Raw genomic sequence first — 21,896 nt, 5'->3', positions numbered from 1 at the left:
CCAGTAAAAGTGCGCAGCGGTTTTACGTCCGGAAAATGCGCAAGACCAAAATCGAGAGCGCGTCCAACATTTCCGTTTTAACCGGATGTGCTCGAGAAAGACCTTTATAGACAGACCGTTTTGAAAACGGCGTTTGGGGACAAGGCATGTCATCAACCAACACCGGCGGACCATCCGACGCGGGCAGAAGATTGCCGCTGCACTGGATAGGCGTCGTACCTTTTGCCGTCTTTGTTATGCTGTTCCTGATCCTGCCGACGATGAAGATCGTCATCGGCGCGTTTCAGCAGACGGATGGCAGCTTCACGCTGGACAACATTGCCGGGCTTTTCACCTCGTCGATCCTTGCCGCCTACTGGATATCGATCAAGATCAGCCTCGCCTCCGCGGCGCTGGGTTGCCTGATCGGGTTTGCCGTGGCCGCAGCCGTCGTGCTGGGTGGCCTGCCGCAGCGTATCCGCGGCCCGCTTCTCACCTTTTCCGGTGTCGCCTCGCAATTTGCCGGCGTGCCGCTCGCCTTCGCCTTCATCGCCACGCTCGGCCCGGTCGGCCTGCTCACCGTGTTCTTGAAAACGCAGGTCGGCATCGATCTTCGGCTTCTCGGCTTCAACATCCTCTCCTTCTGGGGCCTCACCGTCACCTATCTGTTCTTCCAGATACCGCTGATGATCCTCATCATCACGCCTGCGCTGGACGGGCTGAAGCGCGAATGGCGCGAAGCGGCGGAAATTCTAGGCGCGACCGGGTTTCAATATTGGCGCATGGTGGCCTTCCCCATCCTGCTGCCATCGCTGCTCGGCACCATGTCACTCCTGTTTGCCAATGCCTTCGGTGCAGTGGCCACCGCAATCGCGCTCACCGGCTCCTCGCTCAACATCGTCCCGATCCTGCTCTTCGCACAGATTCGCGGCGACGTTCTCGGCAATCCGCATCTCGGTTACGCGCTCGCCTTCGGCATGATCGTCGTCACCGGCATCGCCAATGCACTTTACATCTGGCTGCGCGCCCGCAGCGAAAGGTGGCTGAAATGAAGCGTTTCTTCGCCTGGGGCGCGCTGATTTTCGGCCTGCTTTATTTCGCCCTGCCGCTGATCGGCATGACCAACTTCTCACTGAAGATGCGGCGCGGCGAATATTCCTTCGACGCCTATGCAAGGGTGCTGACCGATCCGCGCTTTCAGGAAACCTTCAGCTATTCGGTGGTGATGGCGCTCTTCACCATCGTCTTCGGTGTTCTGCTTGTCGTGCCCACCGCCTATTGGGTGCGTCTGAAACTGCCGGGCCTGCGCCCCTATATCGAATTCATCACGCTCCTGCCGCTGGTCATTCCCGCCATCGTCATCGTGTTCGGTTATATCAGGCTTTACAACACCTCGAGCTGGCTGCCGCTGACCGGCACGACCTTCGGCACCAATCTGCTTCTGATGTTCGGTTATGCCACGCTTGCCCTGCCCTACATGTACCGCGCCGTCGACACCGGTCTTAGAACCATCGACGTCTCGACGCTGACGGAAGCGGCGCAGAGCCTTGGCGCGGGATGGACGACCATCCTGTCGCGCATCATCCTGCCCAATGTACTGGTCGCCGTGCTCTCGGGCGCATTTTTGACCTTCGCCATCGTCATCGGTGAATTCACCATGGCGGCCCTTTTGAACCGCCCGGCCTTTGGCCCCTATATGCAGCTGCTTGGCGCCAACCGCGCCTATGAACCGGCAGCGCTTGCCGTGATCTCCTTCGGCATCACCTGGGGTTGCCTCGGTCTGATCCAACTCGTTTCCCGCTATCAGAAGGGCGCGCCTCCCAAGGCCTGAGGACAAGATTTTCATGAGCTTTTTGACACTTAGCAACATCAAGAAATCCTTCGGCTCCGTGCAGGTCGTGCATGATTTCAACATGGCCATTGAAAAGGGCGAATTCGTCTCCTTTCTCGGGCCATCGGGCTGCGGCAAAACCACCGTGCTGCGCATGATCGCCGGCTTCGAAATCCCGACCGGCGGGTCGATCGTCATCAACGGCAAGGACCAGACGGCGCTGCGGCCCAACCAGCGCAATATCGGCATGGTGTTCCAGGCCTATGCGCTGTTCCCGAACATGAATGTCTATGAGAACGTCGCCTTCGGTCTGAAGGTCGCCGGCAAGCCAAAAGCCGAGATCGACGCCCGCGTGAAGGAAATGCTCCAGCTCATCCATCTGGAACATCTGGCCGACCGTTATCCCTATCAGATGTCGGGCGGCCAGCAGCAGCGCGTGGCGCTCGCCCGCGCATTGGCCCCGAAGCCGGAAGTGCTCCTGCTGGACGAACCGCTCTCCGCGCTCGACGCCAAGATCCGCGTCTCGCTGCGTGAGGAAATTCGCCAGATTCAGCAGAAACTCGGCATCACCACGATTTTCGTGACCCACGACCAGGAAGAGGCCCTGTCGATTTCCGACCGTATCGTCGTGATGAATGGCGGCCGTGCCGACCAGATCGGTTCGCCCTTCGATATCTACAACAAGCCCGCCACCCGCTTCGTCGCCTCCTTCGTCGGCACGCTGAACCTCATCGACGCTACCGTCGTGGATTCCTCATCCAGCACCATCCGTGTCGGCGACCAGCAGATCACCCTGCCAAAGCCGGTCGATGCGGCGAATGGCGAAAAAATCACGCTGGCGCTTCGCCCGGAAGCAGGTTCCCTCGGCAGCGACGCAAAAGGCGATGTTGCCATTTCCGGCCTCGTCACCTCCAGCCAGTTCCTCGGTTCGGTCATCCGCACGCGCCTCAATCTCGGTGGTTCGACGCTGTCCTTCGACATGTTCAACGACCCCGGCACCGCGCCGCCCGCCGTCGGTGAGCAGGTGACACTGAAATTCGCAGCCGGCGACCTGATGCTCATCAAGGACTGAAGCGCTTCTCCTGAGGTAAAACGGCTTCGCACTTTTGCTGGAATGCTCTAGAGCAGGTTCAGATTTGAACCTGCGGACCAATGATGTGAGGCCATGATGCGCGCGCTTTATTACGAACGATTCGGCGAGACCCCGATTGTCGCATCCCTGCCCGATCCGGAACCGACCGATGGCGGCGTGGTCATCGCGGTGAAAGCGACCGGCCTCTGCCGCAGCGACTGGCACGGCTGGATGGGACATGACCCGGATATTCGCCTGCCCCACGTTCCCGGCCACGAATTCGCCGGCGTCATCGCCGCAGTTGGCAAGAATGTCACCCGCTTCAGGACCGGTGATCGCGTTACCGTGCCTTTCGTCTCCGGCTGCGGCCATTGCCATGAATGCCGCTCCGGCAACCAGCAGGTCTGCGAGGCGCAGTTCCAGCCCGGCTTCACCCATTGGGGTTCCTTCGCCGAATATGTCGCCATCGACTATGCCGATCAGAACCTCGTGCACCTGCCGGAATCGATGAGTTACGCCACCGCCGCCGGTCTCGGCTGCCGTTTCGCCACCTCCTTCCGGGCCGTGACGGATCAGGGGCGCCTGAAGGGTGGCGAATGGCTGGCGGTGCACGGCTGTGGTGGTGTCGGCCTCTCCGCAATCATGATCGGCGCGGGCCTCGGTGCACAGGTCGTCGCCATCGATATCGCCGAAGACAAGCTGGAACTTGCCCGGCAGCTCGGTGCAACTGCCACCATCAACAGTCGCTCGGTTGCCGATGTTGCCGAAGCGGTGCGAGACGTCACCGGCGGCGGCGCCCATGTGTCGGTCGATGCGCTTGGCCATCCGCAGACCTGCTGCAATTCCATCAGCAACCTGCGCCGTCGCGGACGCCATGTGCAGGTGGGGCTGATGCTGGCAGACCACGCCATGCCGGCCATTCCCATGGCCCGGGTGATCGCCCATGAACTGGAGATTTACGGCAGCCACGGCATGCAGGCATGGCGTTATGAGGACATGCTGGCCATGATCGAAAGCGGCAGGCTTGCGCCCGAAAAGCTGATCGGCCGCCATATCTCCCTGACCGAGGCCGCAGCCGCCCTGCCCGCCATGGACAGTTTCAAGGAAAGCGGCATCAGCATCATCGACCGGTTCGAATAAGCGCCGGTCGCGGCCATTCCACTTCGGCTCAGCCGCTCCTGCGCCCGAAAGACCGGGCCGGGCCGGCTGTGCGGGGAGAGACCTGCACGGCCGCCGGCGCCGGGCTGCGCGCAGCATGATCCGACTGAGTCTCGCTCCGCTCGCGTTTCACCAATTGCTTCTTGCGGACGGCCAATGGATCGGAAACCACGTCCCCCGAGCCGGCTTTGACAGCAGCCGGCGTCGTCAAGGTTCGCCCGAGCCAACGGAGGATCTGCAGCCCCTTATGGATGAAGACAAAAGAGCCGAGCGCCAGCACGGCGACCAGGATCGCCAAACTCCAACCGCTGTTCTGCTTGTCACGGCCTGCCTGCTCCGTGCGGTGCTTGGTCGTTGGATCAAAACCGAGCGTTACCTTCAGCCTCGCAATATCCGCCTCACTGAGCCTGGCATAGCGGTCGCCGTGATAGAGAACATAACCGCCGCCATCGCCGCTGTTCAGATAGCCAAGATCAAACGTTTTTCCTTCCCGAAGGAAAGTTGCCGTGTTTGGCAGATTATAGACGGGATCGATTGTCTCGCCGCCGTCCAGTCCGGAAATGGAAAATAGCCGAAACTTCCTCGCCTCCGCCTCGCTCGCGCATATTGCGAAAAACAAAATCGCAGCCGAAAACAGCGCAATGTAATTCATCCATCCACCAAAAATAGAAATTTGAAATGAATTACAATTGACATTGCAAAATTAATTTCAAGTTTACATTCGATATATTCTTTTAACTACACAATATATAAAGTTGTATAAGTAAGTAATGAGATATAACTAGAGATAACATTATTTATAATATAATTATACAATAAAAAACTGAAGCGTTCATTGCGGCAAAGTCAGCAATGACAAGGGTTCATGCCATTGGCGCGGGCCACACGACGCGTTAATCTCCGGGGGCACACTCACTCACCTCAGCGCACGGCCTCAACGACAGGCCGAGGCGCAACACCTCCGGACAGGATGGATAGGCAAGGACTGCGACATGCTGTTTCTCGACAGCGTAGCCATGAAGGAAAAACCGGAAGGAACAGAGGAGGAATATCCCTTTTCCGTGCCGGCCATGCGCCATCTGGAACGCCTCGAATTCAAGACGCCGATCACCTTTTTCGCCGGCAATAACGGTTCCGGCAAATCGACGCTGCTGGAAGGGCTGGCGGCGGGAATGACGGCCTATGCCATCGGCAATCATGGCGAGGTTAAAGGTGACCTCTATCTCCAGCATGCCGAAACCGTGGCGAAGGCCTTCTATTTCGCCCGCAAGAAATATCCGAAGATCCGCATGTTCCTGCGTGCGGAAGACGTGCTTGGTTATATCCGCCGGCAGAATGAGGATGCGCTGGACGATTTTCGCTGGGAGCGGGAAAAGGCCCTGAAAAAAGGCGAGGATTTTCCGGAAGAAACCCCCGATACATTTCGCGGGATCGTCAGGAACAACAGCCTCGACCGGCGGTCGCATGGCGAAGGTTTTCTCGATATCATGCACCGGCGGCTGCACGGCGCCGGCCTCTATTTTCTCGACGAACCGGAAAGCCCGCTCTCGCCGCAAAAGCAGCTGGAACTGGCGGCAATCATCCGACAGGCGGCCGATAGCGGCGGGCAATTGATCATCGCCACCCACTCACCCGTGCTTTTGGCCATTCCTGAGGCGACGATTTATTATTTCGATGAGGATGGCATCACCGAACGCCTCTATGACGAGCTGGAAAACATCACCTTCCTGCGGCGCTTTCTCGACCGTCCGTCGAAATACCTCAACGATTGAGCACCGATATGGCTTGAAATCCCGCCGCGCTTGCCGCATGCCCATAAGTAATACGTAATTTAGAAAAGAAGCAGGCTTATGTCTCCCACCACCACACCGGCGGCAGCTCGTCCCCTCAACAGCCAGGATTTCAGAACGCTCGGACTTTCGGCCCTGGGCGGCGCGCTCGAATTTTACGACTTCATCATTTTCGTATTTTTCGCCAGCGTCATCGGCCATCTGTTCTTTCCGCCGGAAATGCCGGACTGGCTGGTGATGATCCAGACCTTCGGCATTTTCGCCGCCGGTTATCTGGTCCGACCGCTCGGCGGCATCGTGCTGGCCCATTATGGCGACCGGTATGGCCGCAAGCGCGTCTTCGCCTTCTCCATTCTCCTGATGGCGCTCTCCACCCTCGGCATGGCGCTGATGCCGACCTATGCCAGCATCGGCGTGGCGGCCCCCATCCTGCTCATCATCCTGCGCATGCTGCAGGGTGCCGCCATCGGCGGTGAAGTGCCGGGCGCCTGGACCTTCGTTGCCGAACATGTGCCCTTCCGCCGCGTTGGCCTCGCCTGCGGTTTCCTCACATCCGGCCTTTCCTTCGGCATCATGCTGGGCTCGCTCATCGCCTTTGCCATCAACTCGCTCTTTTCGCCGGAAGATGTTGCCGGTTACGCCTGGCGCATTCCCTTCCTGCTCGGCGGCATTTTCGGCCTGATCGCCGTTTATCTGCGCCGCTGGCTGGAAGAGACGCCGATCTTCATGGAAATGAAGAAGTCGAAGTCGCTCACGGACAAGCTGCCGCTCGGCCTCGTGCTGAAGCACCATATGCGCGGCGTCATCATCTCCGCCCTGCTGACCTGGGTTCTGTCAGCGGCCATCGTCGTCACCACGCTGATGACGGCCACCTTCCTGCAGAAGCTCTATGGTTATACCCCGACGCAGGCACTCGCTGGCACCAGCTTCGGCACGCTGTTCCTGATCTTCGGCGTCATCATCGCCGGCGCATTGATCGACCGGGTGGGCTCCGGCATCTTCTTCATGGGCGCCAGCATCTTCTTCGGCATCGCCACCTTCGCCTTCTACAGCTATGCCGGCACCTCGCTTCAGACCATGTTCGTGCTTTATGGCGTGATGGGCCTTTCGGTCGGCATGGCAGGTGCGGTGCCCTATGTCATGGTGCGGGCCTTCCCGGCATCGGTACGCTTCTCCGGCCTCTCCTTCGCCTACAACGTCTCTTATGCCGTCTTCGGCGGGCTGACGCCGATCGGCGTGACGACCGCGCTCGCCGTCAATCCCATGGCCCATGCCTGGTATCTGGTCTTCATCGCCGTGCTTGCCTTCTGCATTGGCCTTTACCTCTATCTGCGCGGCAGCGAGGTCGAGAGCCATGTCGGCATCGAGGAACTGGCGGCGCTAAGGTCGTAAGTCAAACCCTGAACACAAAAAAGCGCGGGACCCGCCCGCGCTTTGGCTTAGTGACAACCTCTACCTTACGCTCCGCGTCATCCTCGGCCTTGTGCCGAGGATCCAATCACGTCGAACAAAATCGATACTTTGCAGATGCTCGGGACAAGCCCGAGCATGACGGATGAGAGCCGTGAGAGCTTCGGGTGCATGCCGAGCGCCGGCTCTCGGCGCAATCTTGTCTAAACGGCGCCGCGTGAAACATCACGCCGCGCTGTCGATTTTCTCCTCGCCATTGGTCGGCACATAGTTCAGCACCGGCCCGAGCCAGCGCTCCACCTCTTCCACCGGCATATCCTTGCGGCGCGCATAATCGAGAACCTGGTCGCGCTCCACCTTGGCCACGCCGAAATAATAGCTCTCCGGATGGCCGATATAGAGGCCGGAGACGGAAGAGCCGGGCCACATGGCATAACTTTCCGTCAGTTCCACACCCGCCGCATTGGTGGCGTCCAGCAGAGCAAACAGTGTCTTCTTTTCGGTATGATCCGGCTGGGCCGGATAGCCGGGCGCGGGGCGGATACCGGCATAGGCTTCGCCTATCAGATCGTCACCGCCAAGAGCCTCATCCGGCGCATAACCCCAGAACTCCTTGCGAACCCGCTCATGCATGCACTCGGCAAAGGCTTCGGCAAAACGGTCGGCCAGCGCCTTGACGAGGATGGACGAATAATCGTCATTGGCCCGCCCGAAACGCTCGGCAATCGCCACTTCCTCGATACCCGCCGTTACCACGAAGCCGCCGACATAATCGGCAACGCCGCTATCGACGGGCGCAACGAAGTCGGACAACGCCACGTTCGGACGGCCATCGCGCTTGGAAAGCTGCTGGCGCAGCGTGAAGAAGGTTGCCAGCTCTTCCCTGCGGCCTTCATCGGTGAACAGACGGATATCGTCACCAACGGCATTGGCCGGCCAGAAGCCGATCACCGCCCGCGGCCGGAACCACTTTTCCTCTATAATCTTCTTCAGCATGGCCTGCGCATCGGCATAAAGCTGCCGTGCCGCTTCACCCTGCTTTTCGTCCTCGAGGATGGCCGGGAAACGACCCTTCAATTCCCAGGTCTGGAAGAATGGCGTCCAGTCGATGTAACGGGAAAGCTCTTCCAGATCGTAGGTCTCGAACACCCTGGTGCCGAAGAATTGCGGCTTGACGGCGCTGTAAGCGGTCCAGTCAATCTTGTGCGCATTCTCCCGGGCGCGGGAAAGCGGCAGGCGCTGCTTTTCACGCTCGTTGCGGGCATGGGCTTCGGCCACCTTGGCATATTCGGCGCGGATGCCATCGATGTAAGCAGGTTTCTGCTCTTCGGAGAGAAGCGCGGAAACGACGCCGACCGCGCGCGAGGCGTCGGTGACATAGATCGCCTGCCCCTGCTCATAACGCGGATGGATTTTTACAGCCGTATGCACTCGGCTTGTCGTCGCGCCGCCGATCAGAAGCGGAATGTCGAAACCCTGCCGCTCCATCTCAGCCGCCACATGCACCATTTCGTCCAGCGACGGGGTGATGAGGCCAGAGAGGCCGATCACATCCACCTTCTCCGCAATCGCCGTTTCGAGGATTTTCGTCGTCGGTACCATGACGCCGAGATCGATGATCTCGTAATTGTTGCAGGCGAGAACGACACCGACAATGTTCTTGCCGATATCGTGCACATCGCCCTTCACGGTCGCCATCAGCACCTTGCCGGCGGCACTACGCTCGGCCCCGCCATTCTGGCGCTTTTCTTCTTCCATGTAAGGCAGCAGCACGGCAACGGCCTGCTTCATCACGCGGGCGGATTTCACCACCTGCGGCAGGAACATCTTGCCGGAACCGAACAGATCACCCACCACGTTCATGCCGGCCATCAGCGGCCCTTCAATGACATGCAGCGGACGCTCCGCCTTCTGGCGCGCCTCTTCCGTATCGGCCTCGATATATTCGGTGATGCCGTTGACCAGCGCATGTTCCAGCCGCTTCTCGACCGGAAGTTCACGCCAGGAGAGATCCTGCACCTTGGTATCCTTGGCGCCGGTGCCACGGAAGCGCTCCGCGACCTCCAGCAGCCGTTCGGTCGCGTCGTCGCGGCGGTTCAGCACCACATCTTCGCAGGCCTCGCGCAGTTCCGCATCGATATTATCGTAAACCGCAAGCTGACCGGCATTAACGATGCCCATATCCATGCCCACCTGAATGGCGTGGTAAAGGAACACGGCATGCATCGCCTCACGCACCGGCTCATTGCCGCGGAAGGAGAAGGACAGGTTGGAAACACCGCCGGAAATATGCGTGAGCGGCATGGTTTCGCGGATGGTTTTGGTGGCCTCGATGAAGTCCACGCCGTAATTATTGTGCTCCTCGATGCCCGTGGCCACCGCAAACACGTTGGGGTCGAAGATGATGTCTTCCGGCGACAGGCCGGCCTTTTCAGTCAGCAGCCTGTAGGCACGCGCGCAGATTTCCACCTTGCGCTGATAGGTATCCGCCTGCCCGACTTCGTCAAAGGCCATGACGACAACCGCCGCACCGTAATTGTGGACGAGCCGCGCCTGCTGGAGAAACTTCTCCTCGCCTTCCTTCAGCGAAATGGAATTGACGATCGACTTGCCCTGAACGCATTTCAGGCCGGCCTCGATGATCTCGAATTTCGACGAGTCGATCATCACAGGTACGCGGGCGATATCCGGCTCGGCGGCGATGAGGTTCAGGAACTCCACCATCGCCTTTTCGGAATCGATCAGGCCTTCATCCATGTTGATGTCGATGATCTGCGCGCCGTTTTCCACCTGATCGCGGGCAACCGCCAGCGCCGCCGTATAATCGCCGGCGGTGATGAGCTTGCGGAAGCGGGCAGAGCCGGTGACGTTGGTGCGCTCGCCGACATTAACGAAGGGAATATCCTTGGTCAGCACAAAGGGCTCAAGACCCGAAAGCGACATGAAGGGCTTGTGTTCAGGGATCGGGCGCGGCTTGTAGTCCTTGACCGCTTCGGCAATCGCCCGGATGTGCTCCGGCGTCGAACCGCAGCAGCCGCCGACGATGTTGACGAGACCGTCACGCACGAAACCTTCCACCTGACGTGCCATCATCTCGGGCGTTTCGTCATATTGGCCGAATTCGTTCGGCAGGCCGGCATTCGGATAGGCGCAGACGAATGTATCGGCCACATCCGACAGTTCCTGCAGATGCGGACGCATGGCATCCGCACCCAGCGCGCAGTTGAGGCCGATGGTGAAGGGGTTGGCGTGGCGCACCGAATTCCAGAACGCAGACGGCGTCTGGCCGGAGAGCGTGCGACCGGAAAGGTCGGTGATCGTGCCTGAAATCATGACCGGCAGGCGAATGCCCTTGGCCTCGAAACGTTCCTCGCAGGCGAAGATCGCCGCCTTGGCGTTCAGCGTATCGAAGATCGTCTCGATGAGGATGATATCGGCACCGCCGTCGATCAACCCGTCGATCTGCTCGCCATAGGCAATGCGCAGATCGTCGAAACTGACGGCGCGGTAACCGGGATTGTTGACGTCAGGTGAAATCGAGGCTGTGCGGTTGGTCGGGCCGATGGCGCCGGCCACGAAACGGCGGCGGCCATCTTCCCGCTCGGCACGCTGGGCAGCGCGGCGGACGATTGCCGCGCCTTCGCGGTTGAGATCGTAGACGGCATTTTCCATCTCGTAATCGGCCTGCGCGATGCGTGTGGACGAAAACGTGTTGGTTTCGAGAATATCCGCGCCCGCCATGGCATAGCGATAGTGGATCTCTTCGATGGCATCCGGCTGGGTGAGGATCAGAAGGTCGTTGTTGCCCTTCTGGTGACAGGCACAGCCGATGAAACGGTCGCCGCGGAAATGATCCTCGTCAAAACCGAGACCCTGAATCTGCGTGCCCATGGCACCGTCGAGAATGAGGATGCGTTCGCTGGCGGCTTCGCGCAACGCCTTGAAAATTTCCGCGCCGTCGCGCTTTGCCCCTTCGGGGCCAAACAGATCGTCAAACACGGGCATACTCCTCATTTCGATTTGCAAGATCGCAAGCAGTCAAGTCACATAAAGATATGTTTATGTCAATATATCTTCAAGGGACAGACATGGCTTTGCGCCATTGCACGACGTTACGAAATATCGCTGACAGATGACAGGTTTATACGGCAAGGATATAAGCCGAAGCAGCAAACCGCATGGAGGACGAGATGCCCGAAGACGATCACAACAGCCGCAACTGGAACACCCTGCCCTGGCACCGCCAGTGGCTGGTGAAACAGGCCGAGGGACTTTTCGATTTCTTCCAGCACCGCGCCCTCAACCCCGCCGGCGGTTTCTTCGATCTCGACGCCAAGGGCGCACCGCTGCAGAAAAACGATCCCGTGCGCGGCATCCACGCCTCCGCCCGCATGGTGCATTGCTTCTCCATCGGCCACCTGCTCGGCCGCCCGGGTTGCGGCGATATCGTCGATCACGGCATGACCTATCTCTGGAACAGGCACCGCGACGGCGAGCATGGCGGCTATTTCTGGCAGGTGAACGATGCCGGCCCAGTGGATGCCACCAAGCAGGGCTACGGCCATGCCTTCGTGCTTCTGGCCGCCTCATCCGCCAAGACCGTCGGCCACCCTCTCGCAGACAAGATGCTGGCCGACATTACCGAGGTTCTGGAAACCCGGTTCTGGGAAGAAAAGCATGGCGCCATCGCCGAGGAATTCCATCGCGACTGGTCGCCTATCGAGAACTATCGCGGCCAGAACTCCAATATGCATCTGACCGAAGCACTGATGGCCGCTTATGAGGCGACGGGCGACAGCAATTACCTGACCAAGGCCGAACGCATCGCCGATCTCGTCATCCGCCGCCGCGCCGGCGAGCTGGATTTCCGCGTGCCGGAACATTTCGACGAGAACTGGACGCTCGACAAGGATTATCGCGGCAACGAAATGTTCCGCCCCTCTGGCTCCACCCCAGGCCACTGGCTGGAATGGGCGCGCCTTATCCTGCAATTATGGGTGCTGGGCGAGCGCCGCCACGACTGGATGCCGGTCGCCGCCAAATCGCTTTTCGTGCAATCCATGGCGCTCGGCTGGGACCGGGAAAAGGGCGGCTTCTTTTATACGCTTGACTGGAACGACAATCCCGACAAGCGGGCAAAGCTCTGGTGGCCCATGTGCGAGGCAGCGGGTGCGGCCCACTTCCTCAATGAAAACCTGCCGGCGGACCCGTTCTACGAAGACAGCTACCGCCGCATCTGGAGCACCATAGCCAACAGCTTCATCGACCACGCCAATGGCGGCTGGCACGAGGAGCTGACGGAAGATCTGGTTCCCGCCCGCACGCTGTTCCCCGGCAAGGGCGATATCTACCACGCGCTTCAGGCCTGCCTCATCCCGCTTTTCCCGGCGAGCGGAAGCTTGACGAAGGTGATCAAGGAGAGCGGCGGGGATTATTGAGCAGCATTGCGGGAAACGAATGCCAGCTGACGACGGCGCCGAAGACTTCTCTGCCGTCATGCTCGGGCTTGTCCCGAGCATCTGCTACCTATCTGCTGGATGCAACGTGGCTGGATTCTCGGGACAAGCCCGAGGATGACGCCGCGCGGAAAGGACACCGTCGGGGTAAATCAAAGGCGTCCCGAAATCCTCAAAACCCGATGGTTTCCTCGAAATCATCCCAGGACTGGTACATTTCATACCGCCCGATGCCGGGGATCGGCACATGCCCGTAATAGGGCGAAAGCTGGAACTCGGCGGCCGCCTCGCTCTTGCCGGCCACGGCCGCCACGTAAATGGCGGAGGCAAGCCCGGTGCGGTTTGCGCCATGCTCACAATGGATGAGGATCGGTTTTTCGGCATTGCGCAGCACAGCCGCCAGCGTTTCTGAATCCTCCACCGAAACCCTTTCGCTTGAGCTCAGCGGATAATCGACAAGCCGGATGCCATTGCTTTTTGCTGCCTGATTTTCGGCGTCATACCAGGCTTCGCGCTTTTCATCGCGCAGATTGATGATCGTCTTGATGCCGTAGGTCTTGGCGTAAGTGGTGATGTCCTTGCCGCTCGGCTGGGCCGAACGATAAAGCTCGCCGGGAATGACTTCGTGAAAATTTCCGGTCAGCTGACCGATGCCCATATGCGCGCCCGCCAGAACCGGCAGGGCGACAAGGCCGATGGCGGTGATTTTCAGAAACTTCAAAACAATACGCAAAACATCAACCCGCGACATTCATCGAATGGCTGGGAGATGGCATCGCAAACCGACGAAAACAAGTCAGGCGCCGCCCGAACACCTTTCGGTGCGGGCAACGGGAACTGACCTGCCGCCGTGAAGCCGCTGTGATGCAAGGATTTTTCGGCCGCCACTCGCCGACGCGGAAATTTTTCAAAATGCCGTGATAGCCGGAAGCCGCGCGAAGCCCTCAGTCGAATTCCGCGGAAACGACGGTGACGCGCCATTCCAGCCGCTGCGGCTCCGCCCTTTCATTGCCGCGCAGGCGGAAGGAGCGGCAGGCCGAGAATGTCTCCCCGGCCTCGATCCGCCTTTCGCTCACCTGATAGGGATCGAAGGTGACAGAGGCGCGGAAGGCGGGCTCGAAGCCTTCCAGCGTATAGGTCAGCCGCTGCACGGCGACATTATTATCGTTGCGGAAGCTGACACGAATGGGCAGCGCCGCATCCGGGCACGAGGCATCAAAATCCGCGGTCGCGATGATATGTTCAAGCCGCTTGCTGCCGCGCCACCAGTCATAGATGACAAAGGCGGCGGTCGTCGTCCAGATCAGGAGCAGGCAGATGACAACGGATTTCAGATGCCGCGGAAACGCAATGAGGGTGAGAAGAAGAATGGCGCTGAGAACGGCTCCGACAATCACGTCGTTCCTCCCACGCTAAAACAAAACCCCATGCGATCTCATCCTCCCATGCACTTGCTGCCCGCAACGACCACACTTGCGGCAGGGTCGCGAGGGTATCGTCTCAACGGCGGTTTGCACCGTTTGGCGTGCGGCACGAAGCACCGGCATTGCCGCCGTCAACCACAACTCTATGGTCGCTCCCCCCGCTGTCAAGACAACCAAGCGTGACACCCACCACCACCCCGCCCGACCCGCGATGAAACGACAGAGGGAACCAAATGCCGCCGAAGGCGTTCGCAGCATCAGAACCGCATGGCGGGGCGGTAAAAAGCGCCACGATCCGGGGCAAGACGGCCTGCAACGCCCAAGGGACACAGCGCCTCTTGGAACCGCCGAACCCCGCCCCATATTAAAAGCAGCTAATCTATGCTATGGATGTCAGTCAGCTCAGGGAGAAAAACGATGAAAACGCTGATCGTAACGTCACTCCTGGCCCTGTCGGCCAGCACCGCAATGGCCGCGGATGCCGTCTACGAAACGCCCGCACCACCGGTTGCGCAGGAAACCCTGCCGGTCTTCACCTGGTCTGGCCCCTATCTTGGTATTCAAGGCGGCGCGGGCTGGGCGAACGGCGATTTTTCGGCGGGCGGGCCCGTGGCCTCCGATAATTTCGATGGCGGTATTCTGGGCGCCTTCGCGGGTTACAATTACCAGTTCGACAATAATATGGTCCTCGGCATCGAGGGCGATGTCGACTACAACTGGAATGATAATGATTATGCGGGGGTCAAAATCGGCACCGACTGGCAGGGCTCCGTCCGCGGCCGCGTCGGTTATGCCTTCGACCACGCCCTGATCTATGCCACCGCCGGCTGGACCGCCACCCGCGGCTTCATCGAAACACCCGGCGCCGGCAAGGACAGCACCACATTCAACGGTTACACCGTTGGCGCGGGTCTGGATTATGCCTTCACCGACAATGTGTTCGGCAGGCTGGAATATCGCTATAACGACTATGGCGACAAGGATATCTTCGGCATCAATACCGATGTCGACCAGCACACCGTCAAGGTCGGTCTCGGTGTGAAGTTCTGATCCTGACCGGATGATCTCGGCAAAAGCCCGGCCATCCGCCGGGCTTTTTCGTGGCAGAAAGACCGCACCGGGCACCGGGCGTCCGCCTGAAAAGTATGAGAAAATGTGAACCCCGGAAAAACGGAATATTCACAGGACATTCACCCGTGCCGTGCCATCATCCGGGCATAATGAGCCTCTATCTCCCGAAGCAGGCTTATGGAGTAGCCCCGATGAAAAAGATAATTCTTTCCACAATTGCCGCGCTGGTTTCCACCGGCAGCGTCTTCGCATCCTACGGCACCGCTGCCGCGCAGGACTATCCCTACCGCCCGCGCTATGACCGGGGTTACGACCGCGGCGGCCCACCCCCGCCACCTTACCGCGAACACCGCCGCCACAATGACGGCGCAGCGATTGCCGGCGGCCTCGCCGCAGGCGTGATCGGCGGCCTGATCGGCGGCGCCATCGCCAATAATAACGGCCCCCGCTACTACGAACCGCCACCACCGCCCCCGCCGCGCTGCTGGTTCGAAGACCGCCGCGTGCCGAATTCCTATGACGGCGGCTGGCATACGGAGAGCATGCGGGTCTGCAACTGACCGCATCGCCGAAGATTCGCGCAGGATGATCCGATCAGTCTAACCGGCTGGTCGGATTTTTGCTGGATGAACCGCTCGCAACGCGTCAGCAGCGTCCCAGATGCTGACTTGAGATTTTCAATAATCTACGCTGTGACTCTTAGATGAAAATGGTGGGCCCGGAGGGACTCGAACCCCCAACCAAGCGGTTATGAGCCGCCGGCTCTAACCATTGAGCTACAGGCCCTTTTCGGAAAAGATGATCCGAAATACCGGTTCGCAATGGCTCGAATCCGGTGGGGTCACGCTCTAACGTAATTTTTACAGCCCGACAAGCCAATGATGCTTTCGCAAAGCAGTGCCGCCGTATTAGCTACACAATCTAAGGCAATACCCTTCAAAGGGACTCAATCAAAGAGGAAACACCATGAAGACAAAAACGGCCCGCCTTTTCGCACTCACCGCATTGACCGCGGCGGCCATGATGCCGCTTGCCGCCCAGGTATCTGCGCAGGATACCAGCCTGCGCGAAGCCACCATCAGTGTTTCCGGCGAAGGCCAGGCGGCCATCGCGCCCGATATGGCTATTCTTTCCTTCAGCGTCGTCAAGCAGGCGGAAACCGCCGCGGCTGCGCTGACTGAAAATTCCAAGGCACTCGCCGATGTTCTGAAGGCGCTGAAAGAGGCCGCCATCGAAGACCGCGACCTGCAGACGAGTAATTTCTCGTTGCAACCGATTTATAAGCAGAACGAGTCCAAGAACGGCGTTTATGTCGCGCCTGAGATCACCGGCTATCAGGTGTCCAACGGCCTGACAGTGCGGGTGCGCGATCTGAAAAAGCTCGGCACAATCCTCGATACCTCCGTCAAGCTCGGCATCAACCAGGGTGGCGATATCACCTTCACCAATGACAAGCCCGAAGCGACGGTGACCGAAGCCCGCAAGCTAGCCGTTGCCGATGCTCTGGCCAAGGCGAAAACGCTGACGGAAGCGGCAGGCGTGAAGCTTGGCCGTGTCATTCAGATCAGCGAAAACTCGCAGCGCCCGATGCCGGTACCGGCGGGCATGATGCGTGCTTCGATGATGAAGGAAGCCGACAGCGTGCCGATCGCTTCGGGCGAGAACAGCTACAGCGTGGTGGTCAACGTCACCTTCGCGCTCGACCAGTAAGATTGGCGGCGGGCGGCACCCTGGTGCCGCTCCTGCCCCATCTTCGGTTCCACCACAGGCATATTGCAAAAAGAAATGCCCCTCGCTGCCATTGCGGAAGCGAGGGGCATTTTTGATCAACCTGCCATACGGGGATATTGGCAGATCAATAAAGGGCGCTGCTATTAGCGGCGGATTACCGGGCAGCCGCGCTCATTGGCGAAAACGACGCGGTCACGGCCATAGCGGTTGAAGCCTGCCACCACGACACGGCGCGGCGAGACATCCACCACGCGGGCGCGGCGAAGACCCATGCGGCTTGCCTTTTCTTCCGCAAGCCAGGGCGAGCAGCCGCGACGCGGACGATCCGGGCGACCCCAGCCGGGACGATGGCCATAACCATCCTGAACCTGAACCCTGAACTGAACATCCGAGCCTGCGGAAGCCGCCGGCGCAGTGAAGGAAATTCCACCGAGGGCGATGAGGGCAGCCAGGCCGGCTTTTGCGAAGGTGCTGAACATGAACTCACTCCGTTTGTTTCTGTGCCGACAGAGGAACATCCCCCGGCGATTGACGAGACCTTAGAGCCGCCTGCCTGAATATGAACAGAACCGAATGTTCAGCAGGCGTTCAGAGATATTAACACGGTTGACGGCGATCGGATCCGTCTATCAGGGCGAGATATGCAGCACGATTTCGCGGTGGTGCGGCTGGTCGCGGTGTTCGAAAAGATAAAGTCCCTGCCATGTACCGAGCACGAGCCGCCCGTCGCTGATCGGTACGCCGATGGAAACCGTCGTCAGCGCCGATTTGATATGGGCGGGCATATCGTCCGGACCTTCGAGTGTGTGAACGACCCAGCGCATGGAAGGATCGCTGGACGGCGGCACGAGGCGCGAGAAAAATGTCTTGAGATCGCGCCGGACATCGGGGTCGGCATTTTCCTGAATGAGCAGCGAGCAGGATGTGTGGCGAACGAAGATCGTCAGCAGGCCCTCCTCCAGCCCCGCCTGTTTGACCAAGCCCTGAGCCTCCGATGTGAACTCGTAAAGACCCTGTCCCCGGGTGGCGATGATTATTTTCTTCTGCGGCACAATTTTTCCTTCAAACAAGCTGGAACAAAATCGACTTTGACAACGTTGCAACATGTCAAATTGTATCCGATGACGTCAGGGATACGACAATCGCGTGACGTCGGTGTTCTATGAACACAACGGGAAACCGGCGTCACAGTTGCAGAAAACGGGGAAGGGTTGGCACGATCAGAATGAATTATTCAGGCTTTCCCATCCCTCGACCAACAGATTATCCTCGGCACAGACAGACAGGGTGCGAAAGACTGATTCATGGCACCTACTGACTATCATGTCGACCTGACCAATTGCGACCGCGAACCCATCCATATTCCGGGCTATATTCAAACCCATGGCTGTCTCATCGCCTGCGACAATGCCATGCGCATGGTGCTGCGGCACTCTGAAAACTGCCGCGAACTGCTCGGCGTTGACGGCGATATCAACGGCAGGACCGCAGAGGATGTGCTCGGCAAAAAGCTCGTCCACGATCTTCGCAACGCACTGACCGTCACCGGCAGAACCGCGCGTCCGGCCATGCTGCCCAACACGGAAACAAGCGATGGCCGCAGTTTCGATATTTCGCTCCATCGCTACAAATCCACCACCATCATCGAATTTGAACCCTCCCGAAGCGAAACCCAGCCGCTCGGCACCGCCCGGAAGATGGTGGACCGCATCCGCGAGGCGGACAGCGTCGAAAGCCTGATTTCCAGAACGACGCGGCTGATAAAGGCAACGCTCGGTTACGACCGGGTGATGATCTACCGTTTTGAGGAAGACGGCGCCGGCAAGGTCGTATCGGAAGCCAAGCAGCCAGAGCTGGAAAGCTTTCTCGGGCAATATTTCCCCGCCAGCGATATCCCGCAGCAGGCCCGCGCGCTTTATCTAAGGAACACGCTGCGCATCATCTCCGATGCCAGCGGCGCACGCGTTCCCGTCCTGCCGGCCCTCGATGCCTCCGGCGAGCCGCTCGACCTCTCTTACGCGCATCTGCGCAGCGTCTCGCCCATTCATTGCGAATATCTCCGCAACATGGGGGTTGCCGCCTCCATGTCGATTTCGGTGATTGTCGACGGCGCGCTTTGGGGGCTGATCGCCTGCCACCATTATTCTCCGCGTGTGCTGACCATGCCGGTTCGGATCGCAGCTGAAATGTTCGGAGAATTTTTCTCCATGCATCTGCAGGTTCTGAAGCAGAAGCGGCGGCTCGATACCGTCAACCACGCCCACGCCGCGCTCGACCGTTTTCTGCGGCTTGCCGCCCATCACGCCAACATTGAAGAATTGCTGGTCGATAGTTTTCAGGATTTTGCCGATCTGATGCCGTGTGATGGCGTCGGGCTCTGGGTCGGCAACAACTGGCATGGCCATGGGGCAACGCCGCCGCATGACGCCATTCCAAGACTGGCGCGTTTCGTCGCCTCCGCATCGGAAGGCAAGGTCTGGGCGACGCACGCCCTTTCACAGGCCATATCGGAAGCGGAGATCTATGCCGGCACCGCCGCCGGCATGCTCGCCATCCCGCTGTCGCAGGTGAAAAACAACTATCTGCTGTTTTTCCGCAAGGAGATCGTGCAGAGCCTGAACTGGGCCGGCAATCCGGAAAAATCCTATGAGACCGGCCCGATGGGCGACCGCCTCACTCCGCGCAAGAGTTTTGCGATCTGGAAGGAGACCGTTCGCCTGCAGGCGCAACCCTGGTCTGAAGCCGACCGGGAAATTGCCGAAGCCGCCAGAATTGCGCTGGTCGAGGTTGCCTTCCATCACAGCGAGCTGATGGCGGGCGAAAGGGAGCGCGCCGAAGTGCGCCAGCGCATGCTGAACGAGGAACTCAACCACCGCGTCAAGAATGTTCTGGCCATCATCAAATCGCTGGTCGGCAATCCCTCGCAGGAGGGCAAGACGCTGCAGGATTATGTCACCGCGCTGAAGGGCCGCATTCAGGCGCTGTCCTTTGCCCATGACCAGATTATTCGCGGCGAAGGCGGCGGCGCGCTGCGCGATCTGCTGGATGCCGAACTGTCGCCGCATCGTTCGCCCGAAACCGTGGTGGAACTGACCGGGCCACAGATCACGCTCGATTCGCGCGCTTTCTCCGTCATGGCTCTGGTTCTGCACGAGCTGGCGACGAATGCCGCCAAATATGGCGCGCTGTCGCAAACCGGCGGGCAATTGCATGTGCGCTGGCAGATCAACGACAACCGCGATTGCGAAATCCAGTGGCGTGAAACCCTGCCCATCAAGCTACCGACACCGTCGCGCGCCGGTTTCGGCACGGCGCTCATCAGCCGCAGCATTCCCTACGATCTCGGCGGGCGCAGCACGATACGCTATTTGCCGGACGGGCTGGAAGCGGAGATACTCCTACCCTCCCGCCATGTTTCATCCGCCACAACAGCCTCCGACACAAAAGACGGGGACAGGACCGCACCGCGGCCCAGACGTTATAACCGGGAGGAGCCGTTGAAAATATTGCTTGTCGAAGACCAGATGCTGATTGCCATGGATGTCGAGAACATGCTGGAGGACAACGGCATCAAGGCAATCGAAACGGCGACATCGTCGGCCATGGCGATCGAAAAGCTGAAGAGCTATGTGCCGGATGTGGCCATTCTCGACATCAATCTCGGTTCCGATACCTCAATCCCCGTCGCCCGCGAACTCCACCGCCGCGGCGTCCCCTTCCTCTTCGCCACCGGTTATGCGGATGGCAGCATGGTGCCGGATGAATTCGGCAATGTGCCGGTGATCCGGAAGCCCTATGACGAGGATGCGCTGATGGCAGGGATCGGGATTCTGGTGGGGAACACGGAGCGGGTATAGGAGGCGTTACCCGCAAGGAGACCTCCTCATACTCGACATCATCCTCGGGCCTGTCCCGAGGATGACGAACGGTGGTTGTCAGACCGGCCGCCAATCGTCAAAATCGAGGAAACCCACCCTCATTGAAATCTCGTAAAGCCCCGCTTTTTCGCTTCTTCCGGGCTGACCTCATTGCCGATTTTAAAGCGGAACTCCGTCACGGTGTAATTTTCCAGATCGACTTCGCACTGGAAAGAAACATCGTGCCAGCCATTGCCCGTGTTGAACGCACCGCCGGAAGCGTCGATCGAATTGCCGGAAATCCTCCCGCCCGTGTCCGAATAGGGGATCATGCCTCTAGCCGAAAAACCCGCGCCCTGAATTTGGGCCAGAGCTTCAGTGCTGCAAAGCTGCACGATGCGGCGACGGGGCGGTAGATCGCCGAACATCTGCCGTCTCTGGGCCGGCGAGAGCATGGAGGCAGACAACAGGTTTTTGGCCGCAGGAAGCTTAGCGGGCTTCTTCTCCGCAACCTCCGCAGGCTTTTCCTCGGAAGGCTTTGCCTGTGGCACCGGCGGCTGTTCCGGCTGTTTTTCTTCCTTCACGGGTGAAACCGCAATCTCCCCCTGCTCCGCGGAAGCCTGAAGATCGTTGTTGGCGGCAGGTGGCACGGGCTTCTCCTCAGCCGCCTTTTCAGGCTGGTTTGCCGGTTCCTCGGAAGCCTCGCTCTTTTCCGCTTCTTCCGTCTTACCCGGCTTGTCTGCGGGGTCCGCCTGCGTCTCCTCCGGCCGCATGGCGATGGCCGGTAGCGTCGCCTGCGGCGGCGGCAAAGGTTTCGCCTCTTCCTGTGGCGGCGCGGGCGGGGGTGGCGGAGGTTGCGGTTTTTCCTCTTTCGCCTTCTCCTCGCCCGGCGGCGGGGCCTCTTCCGCCTTTTTCTCCTCGGGCGGCGGCACCAGATCGACGCTGATGCTTTCCGGTTCCTGCGGTTCGGCTATCCGTTCCGGCAATTCGAAAAAGAACAGCGCAACGACGACAAGATGCAGCAACACGGAGACGGGCACAGCCCATCCTCCTCGCCGCCACTTGCTTGCCGAAGCCTGTTGCATCTTATCGAACCAAATAGAACCCGAGCATTTCC

18 protein-coding genes and 1 tRNA gene are annotated in these 21,896 nt (G+C 59.6%); 11 read left to right on the top strand and 8 right to left on the bottom strand.

Going from position 1 to position 21,896, the window contains the following annotated elements:
• Positions 1-146: 146 nt before the first annotated feature.
• The 4 genes from O3S81_RS02060 (at position 147) to O3S81_RS02045 (ending at position 4,022) form a co-directional block, all read left to right on the top strand.
• Complete coding sequence (locus tag O3S81_RS02060) at positions 147-1,031, top strand: ABC transporter permease (protein ID WP_269340601.1); 885 nt, start codon at positions 147-149, stop codon at positions 1,029-1,031.
• Entirely contained in the window at positions 1,028-1,810 is a 783-nt protein-coding gene (locus tag O3S81_RS02055; RefSeq protein ID WP_269340599.1) for an ABC transporter permease, read from the top strand. Before O3S81_RS02060 ends, O3S81_RS02055 begins: the two co-directional genes overlap by 4 nt.
• Positions 1,811-1,823: 13 nt before the next feature.
• Positions 1,824-2,882 (top strand): ABC transporter ATP-binding protein, encoded by a 1,059-nt coding sequence (locus O3S81_RS02050; RefSeq protein WP_269340597.1) that lies wholly within the window; start codon positions 1,824-1,826, stop codon positions 2,880-2,882.
• A gap of 96 nt (positions 2,883-2,978) precedes the next feature.
• On the top strand, positions 2,979-4,022 hold the full coding sequence (locus O3S81_RS02045) for a zinc-dependent alcohol dehydrogenase family protein (protein ID WP_269341383.1): 1,044 nt from the start codon (positions 2,979-2,981) through the stop codon (positions 4,020-4,022).
• A 28-nt stretch (positions 4,023-4,050) separates the two neighbouring features.
• On the opposite strand, the gene O3S81_RS02040 is transcribed toward O3S81_RS02045, so the two are convergent.
• On the bottom strand, positions 4,051-4,692 hold the full coding sequence (locus O3S81_RS02040) for a hypothetical protein (protein WP_269340595.1): 642 nt from the start codon (positions 4,690-4,692) through the stop codon (positions 4,051-4,053).
• 340 nt (positions 4,693-5,032) lie between these two features.
• Here O3S81_RS02040 and O3S81_RS02035 point away from each other — a divergent pair, with 340 nt between their 5' ends.
• Together O3S81_RS02035 and O3S81_RS02030 are read left to right on the top strand one after the other, a co-directional pair.
• On the top strand, positions 5,033-5,812 hold the full coding sequence (locus O3S81_RS02035) for an AAA family ATPase (protein ID WP_269340594.1): 780 nt from the start codon (positions 5,033-5,035) through the stop codon (positions 5,810-5,812).
• A 78-nt stretch (positions 5,813-5,890) separates the two neighbouring features.
• Positions 5,891-7,222: an MFS transporter gene (locus O3S81_RS02030; protein WP_269340592.1), complete on the top strand. Its 1,332-nt coding sequence runs from the start codon at positions 5,891-5,893 to the stop codon at positions 7,220-7,222.
• Positions 7,223-7,465: 243 nt separating this feature from the next.
• Here O3S81_RS02030 and metH read toward each other — a convergent pair whose 3' ends face one another.
• Positions 7,466-11,239 (bottom strand): methionine synthase, encoded by a 3,774-nt coding sequence (gene metH / locus O3S81_RS02025; RefSeq protein WP_269340591.1) that lies wholly within the window; start codon positions 11,237-11,239, stop codon positions 7,466-7,468.
• Between the two features lie 179 nt (positions 11,240-11,418).
• On the opposite strand from metH, the gene O3S81_RS02020 reads away from it, so the two are divergent.
• Positions 11,419-12,678, top strand: a complete 1,260-nt coding sequence (locus tag O3S81_RS02020) for an AGE family epimerase/isomerase (protein ID WP_269340590.1) — start codon at positions 11,419-11,421, stop codon at positions 12,676-12,678.
• A gap of 190 nt (positions 12,679-12,868) precedes the next feature.
• On the opposite strand, the gene O3S81_RS02015 is transcribed toward O3S81_RS02020, so the two are convergent.
• A complete protein-coding gene (locus tag O3S81_RS02015) occupies positions 12,869-13,429 on the bottom strand; it encodes a dual specificity protein phosphatase family protein (RefSeq protein WP_269340589.1) in 561 nt (186 codons plus the stop codon).
• Between the two features lie 211 nt (positions 13,430-13,640).
• Complete coding sequence (locus O3S81_RS02010; protein ID WP_269340587.1) at positions 13,641-14,093, bottom strand: hypothetical protein; 453 nt, start codon at positions 14,091-14,093, stop codon at positions 13,641-13,643.
• 444 nt (positions 14,094-14,537) lie between these two features.
• Between O3S81_RS02010 and O3S81_RS02005 the strand changes: the two genes are divergently transcribed.
• Positions 14,538-15,170 carry an outer membrane protein gene (locus O3S81_RS02005; RefSeq protein ID WP_269340586.1) on the top strand — a complete coding sequence of 211 codons (633 nt, stop codon included), beginning with the start codon at positions 14,538-14,540 and terminating at the stop codon, positions 15,168-15,170.
• A gap of 212 nt (positions 15,171-15,382) precedes the next feature.
• Positions 15,383-15,751, top strand: a complete 369-nt coding sequence (locus O3S81_RS02000; protein WP_269340585.1) for a hypothetical protein — start codon at positions 15,383-15,385, stop codon at positions 15,749-15,751.
• A gap of 150 nt (positions 15,752-15,901) precedes the next feature.
• Here the strand turns inward: O3S81_RS02000 and O3S81_RS01995 are convergent.
• Positions 15,902-15,977: transfer RNA gene (locus O3S81_RS01995), tRNA-Ile, on the bottom strand.
• A 180-nt stretch (positions 15,978-16,157) separates the two neighbouring features.
• Between O3S81_RS01995 and O3S81_RS01990 the strand changes: the two genes are divergently transcribed.
• Positions 16,158-16,901, top strand: coding sequence for an SIMPL domain-containing protein (locus O3S81_RS01990; protein ID WP_269340584.1), 744 nt, complete (start codon positions 16,158-16,160; stop codon positions 16,899-16,901).
• Between the two features lie 164 nt (positions 16,902-17,065).
• Here the strand turns inward: O3S81_RS01990 and O3S81_RS01985 are convergent, their stop codons facing one another.
• Together O3S81_RS01985 and O3S81_RS01980 are read right to left on the bottom strand one after the other, a co-directional pair.
• A complete protein-coding gene (locus O3S81_RS01985; protein ID WP_065655756.1) occupies positions 17,066-17,401 on the bottom strand; it encodes a hypothetical protein in 336 nt (111 codons plus the stop codon).
• A 150-nt stretch (positions 17,402-17,551) separates the two neighbouring features.
• Positions 17,552-17,974 (bottom strand): secondary thiamine-phosphate synthase enzyme YjbQ, encoded by a 423-nt coding sequence (locus tag O3S81_RS01980; RefSeq protein ID WP_269340583.1) that lies wholly within the window; start codon positions 17,972-17,974, stop codon positions 17,552-17,554.
• 252 nt (positions 17,975-18,226) lie between these two features.
• On the opposite strand from O3S81_RS01980, the gene O3S81_RS01975 reads away from it, so the two are divergent.
• Positions 18,227-20,779, top strand: coding sequence for an HWE histidine kinase domain-containing protein (locus O3S81_RS01975; protein WP_269340582.1), 2,553 nt, complete (start codon positions 18,227-18,229; stop codon positions 20,777-20,779).
• Positions 20,780-20,898: 119 nt separating this feature from the next.
• Here O3S81_RS01975 and O3S81_RS01970 read toward each other — a convergent pair whose 3' ends face one another.
• Entirely contained in the window at positions 20,899-21,819 is a 921-nt protein-coding gene (locus O3S81_RS01970) for a DUF930 domain-containing protein (protein WP_269340581.1), read from the bottom strand.
• Between the last annotated feature and the right edge of the window lie 77 nt (positions 21,820-21,896).

Source organism: Agrobacterium sp. SOY23, assembly GCF_027212525.1.
Taxonomy (GTDB): Bacteria; Pseudomonadota; Alphaproteobacteria; order Rhizobiales; family Rhizobiaceae; genus Agrobacterium; species Agrobacterium tumefaciens_I.
The sequence above is the reverse complement of the archived record's forward strand: the minus strand, read 5'-3'. Positions and strand labels throughout refer to the sequence as shown.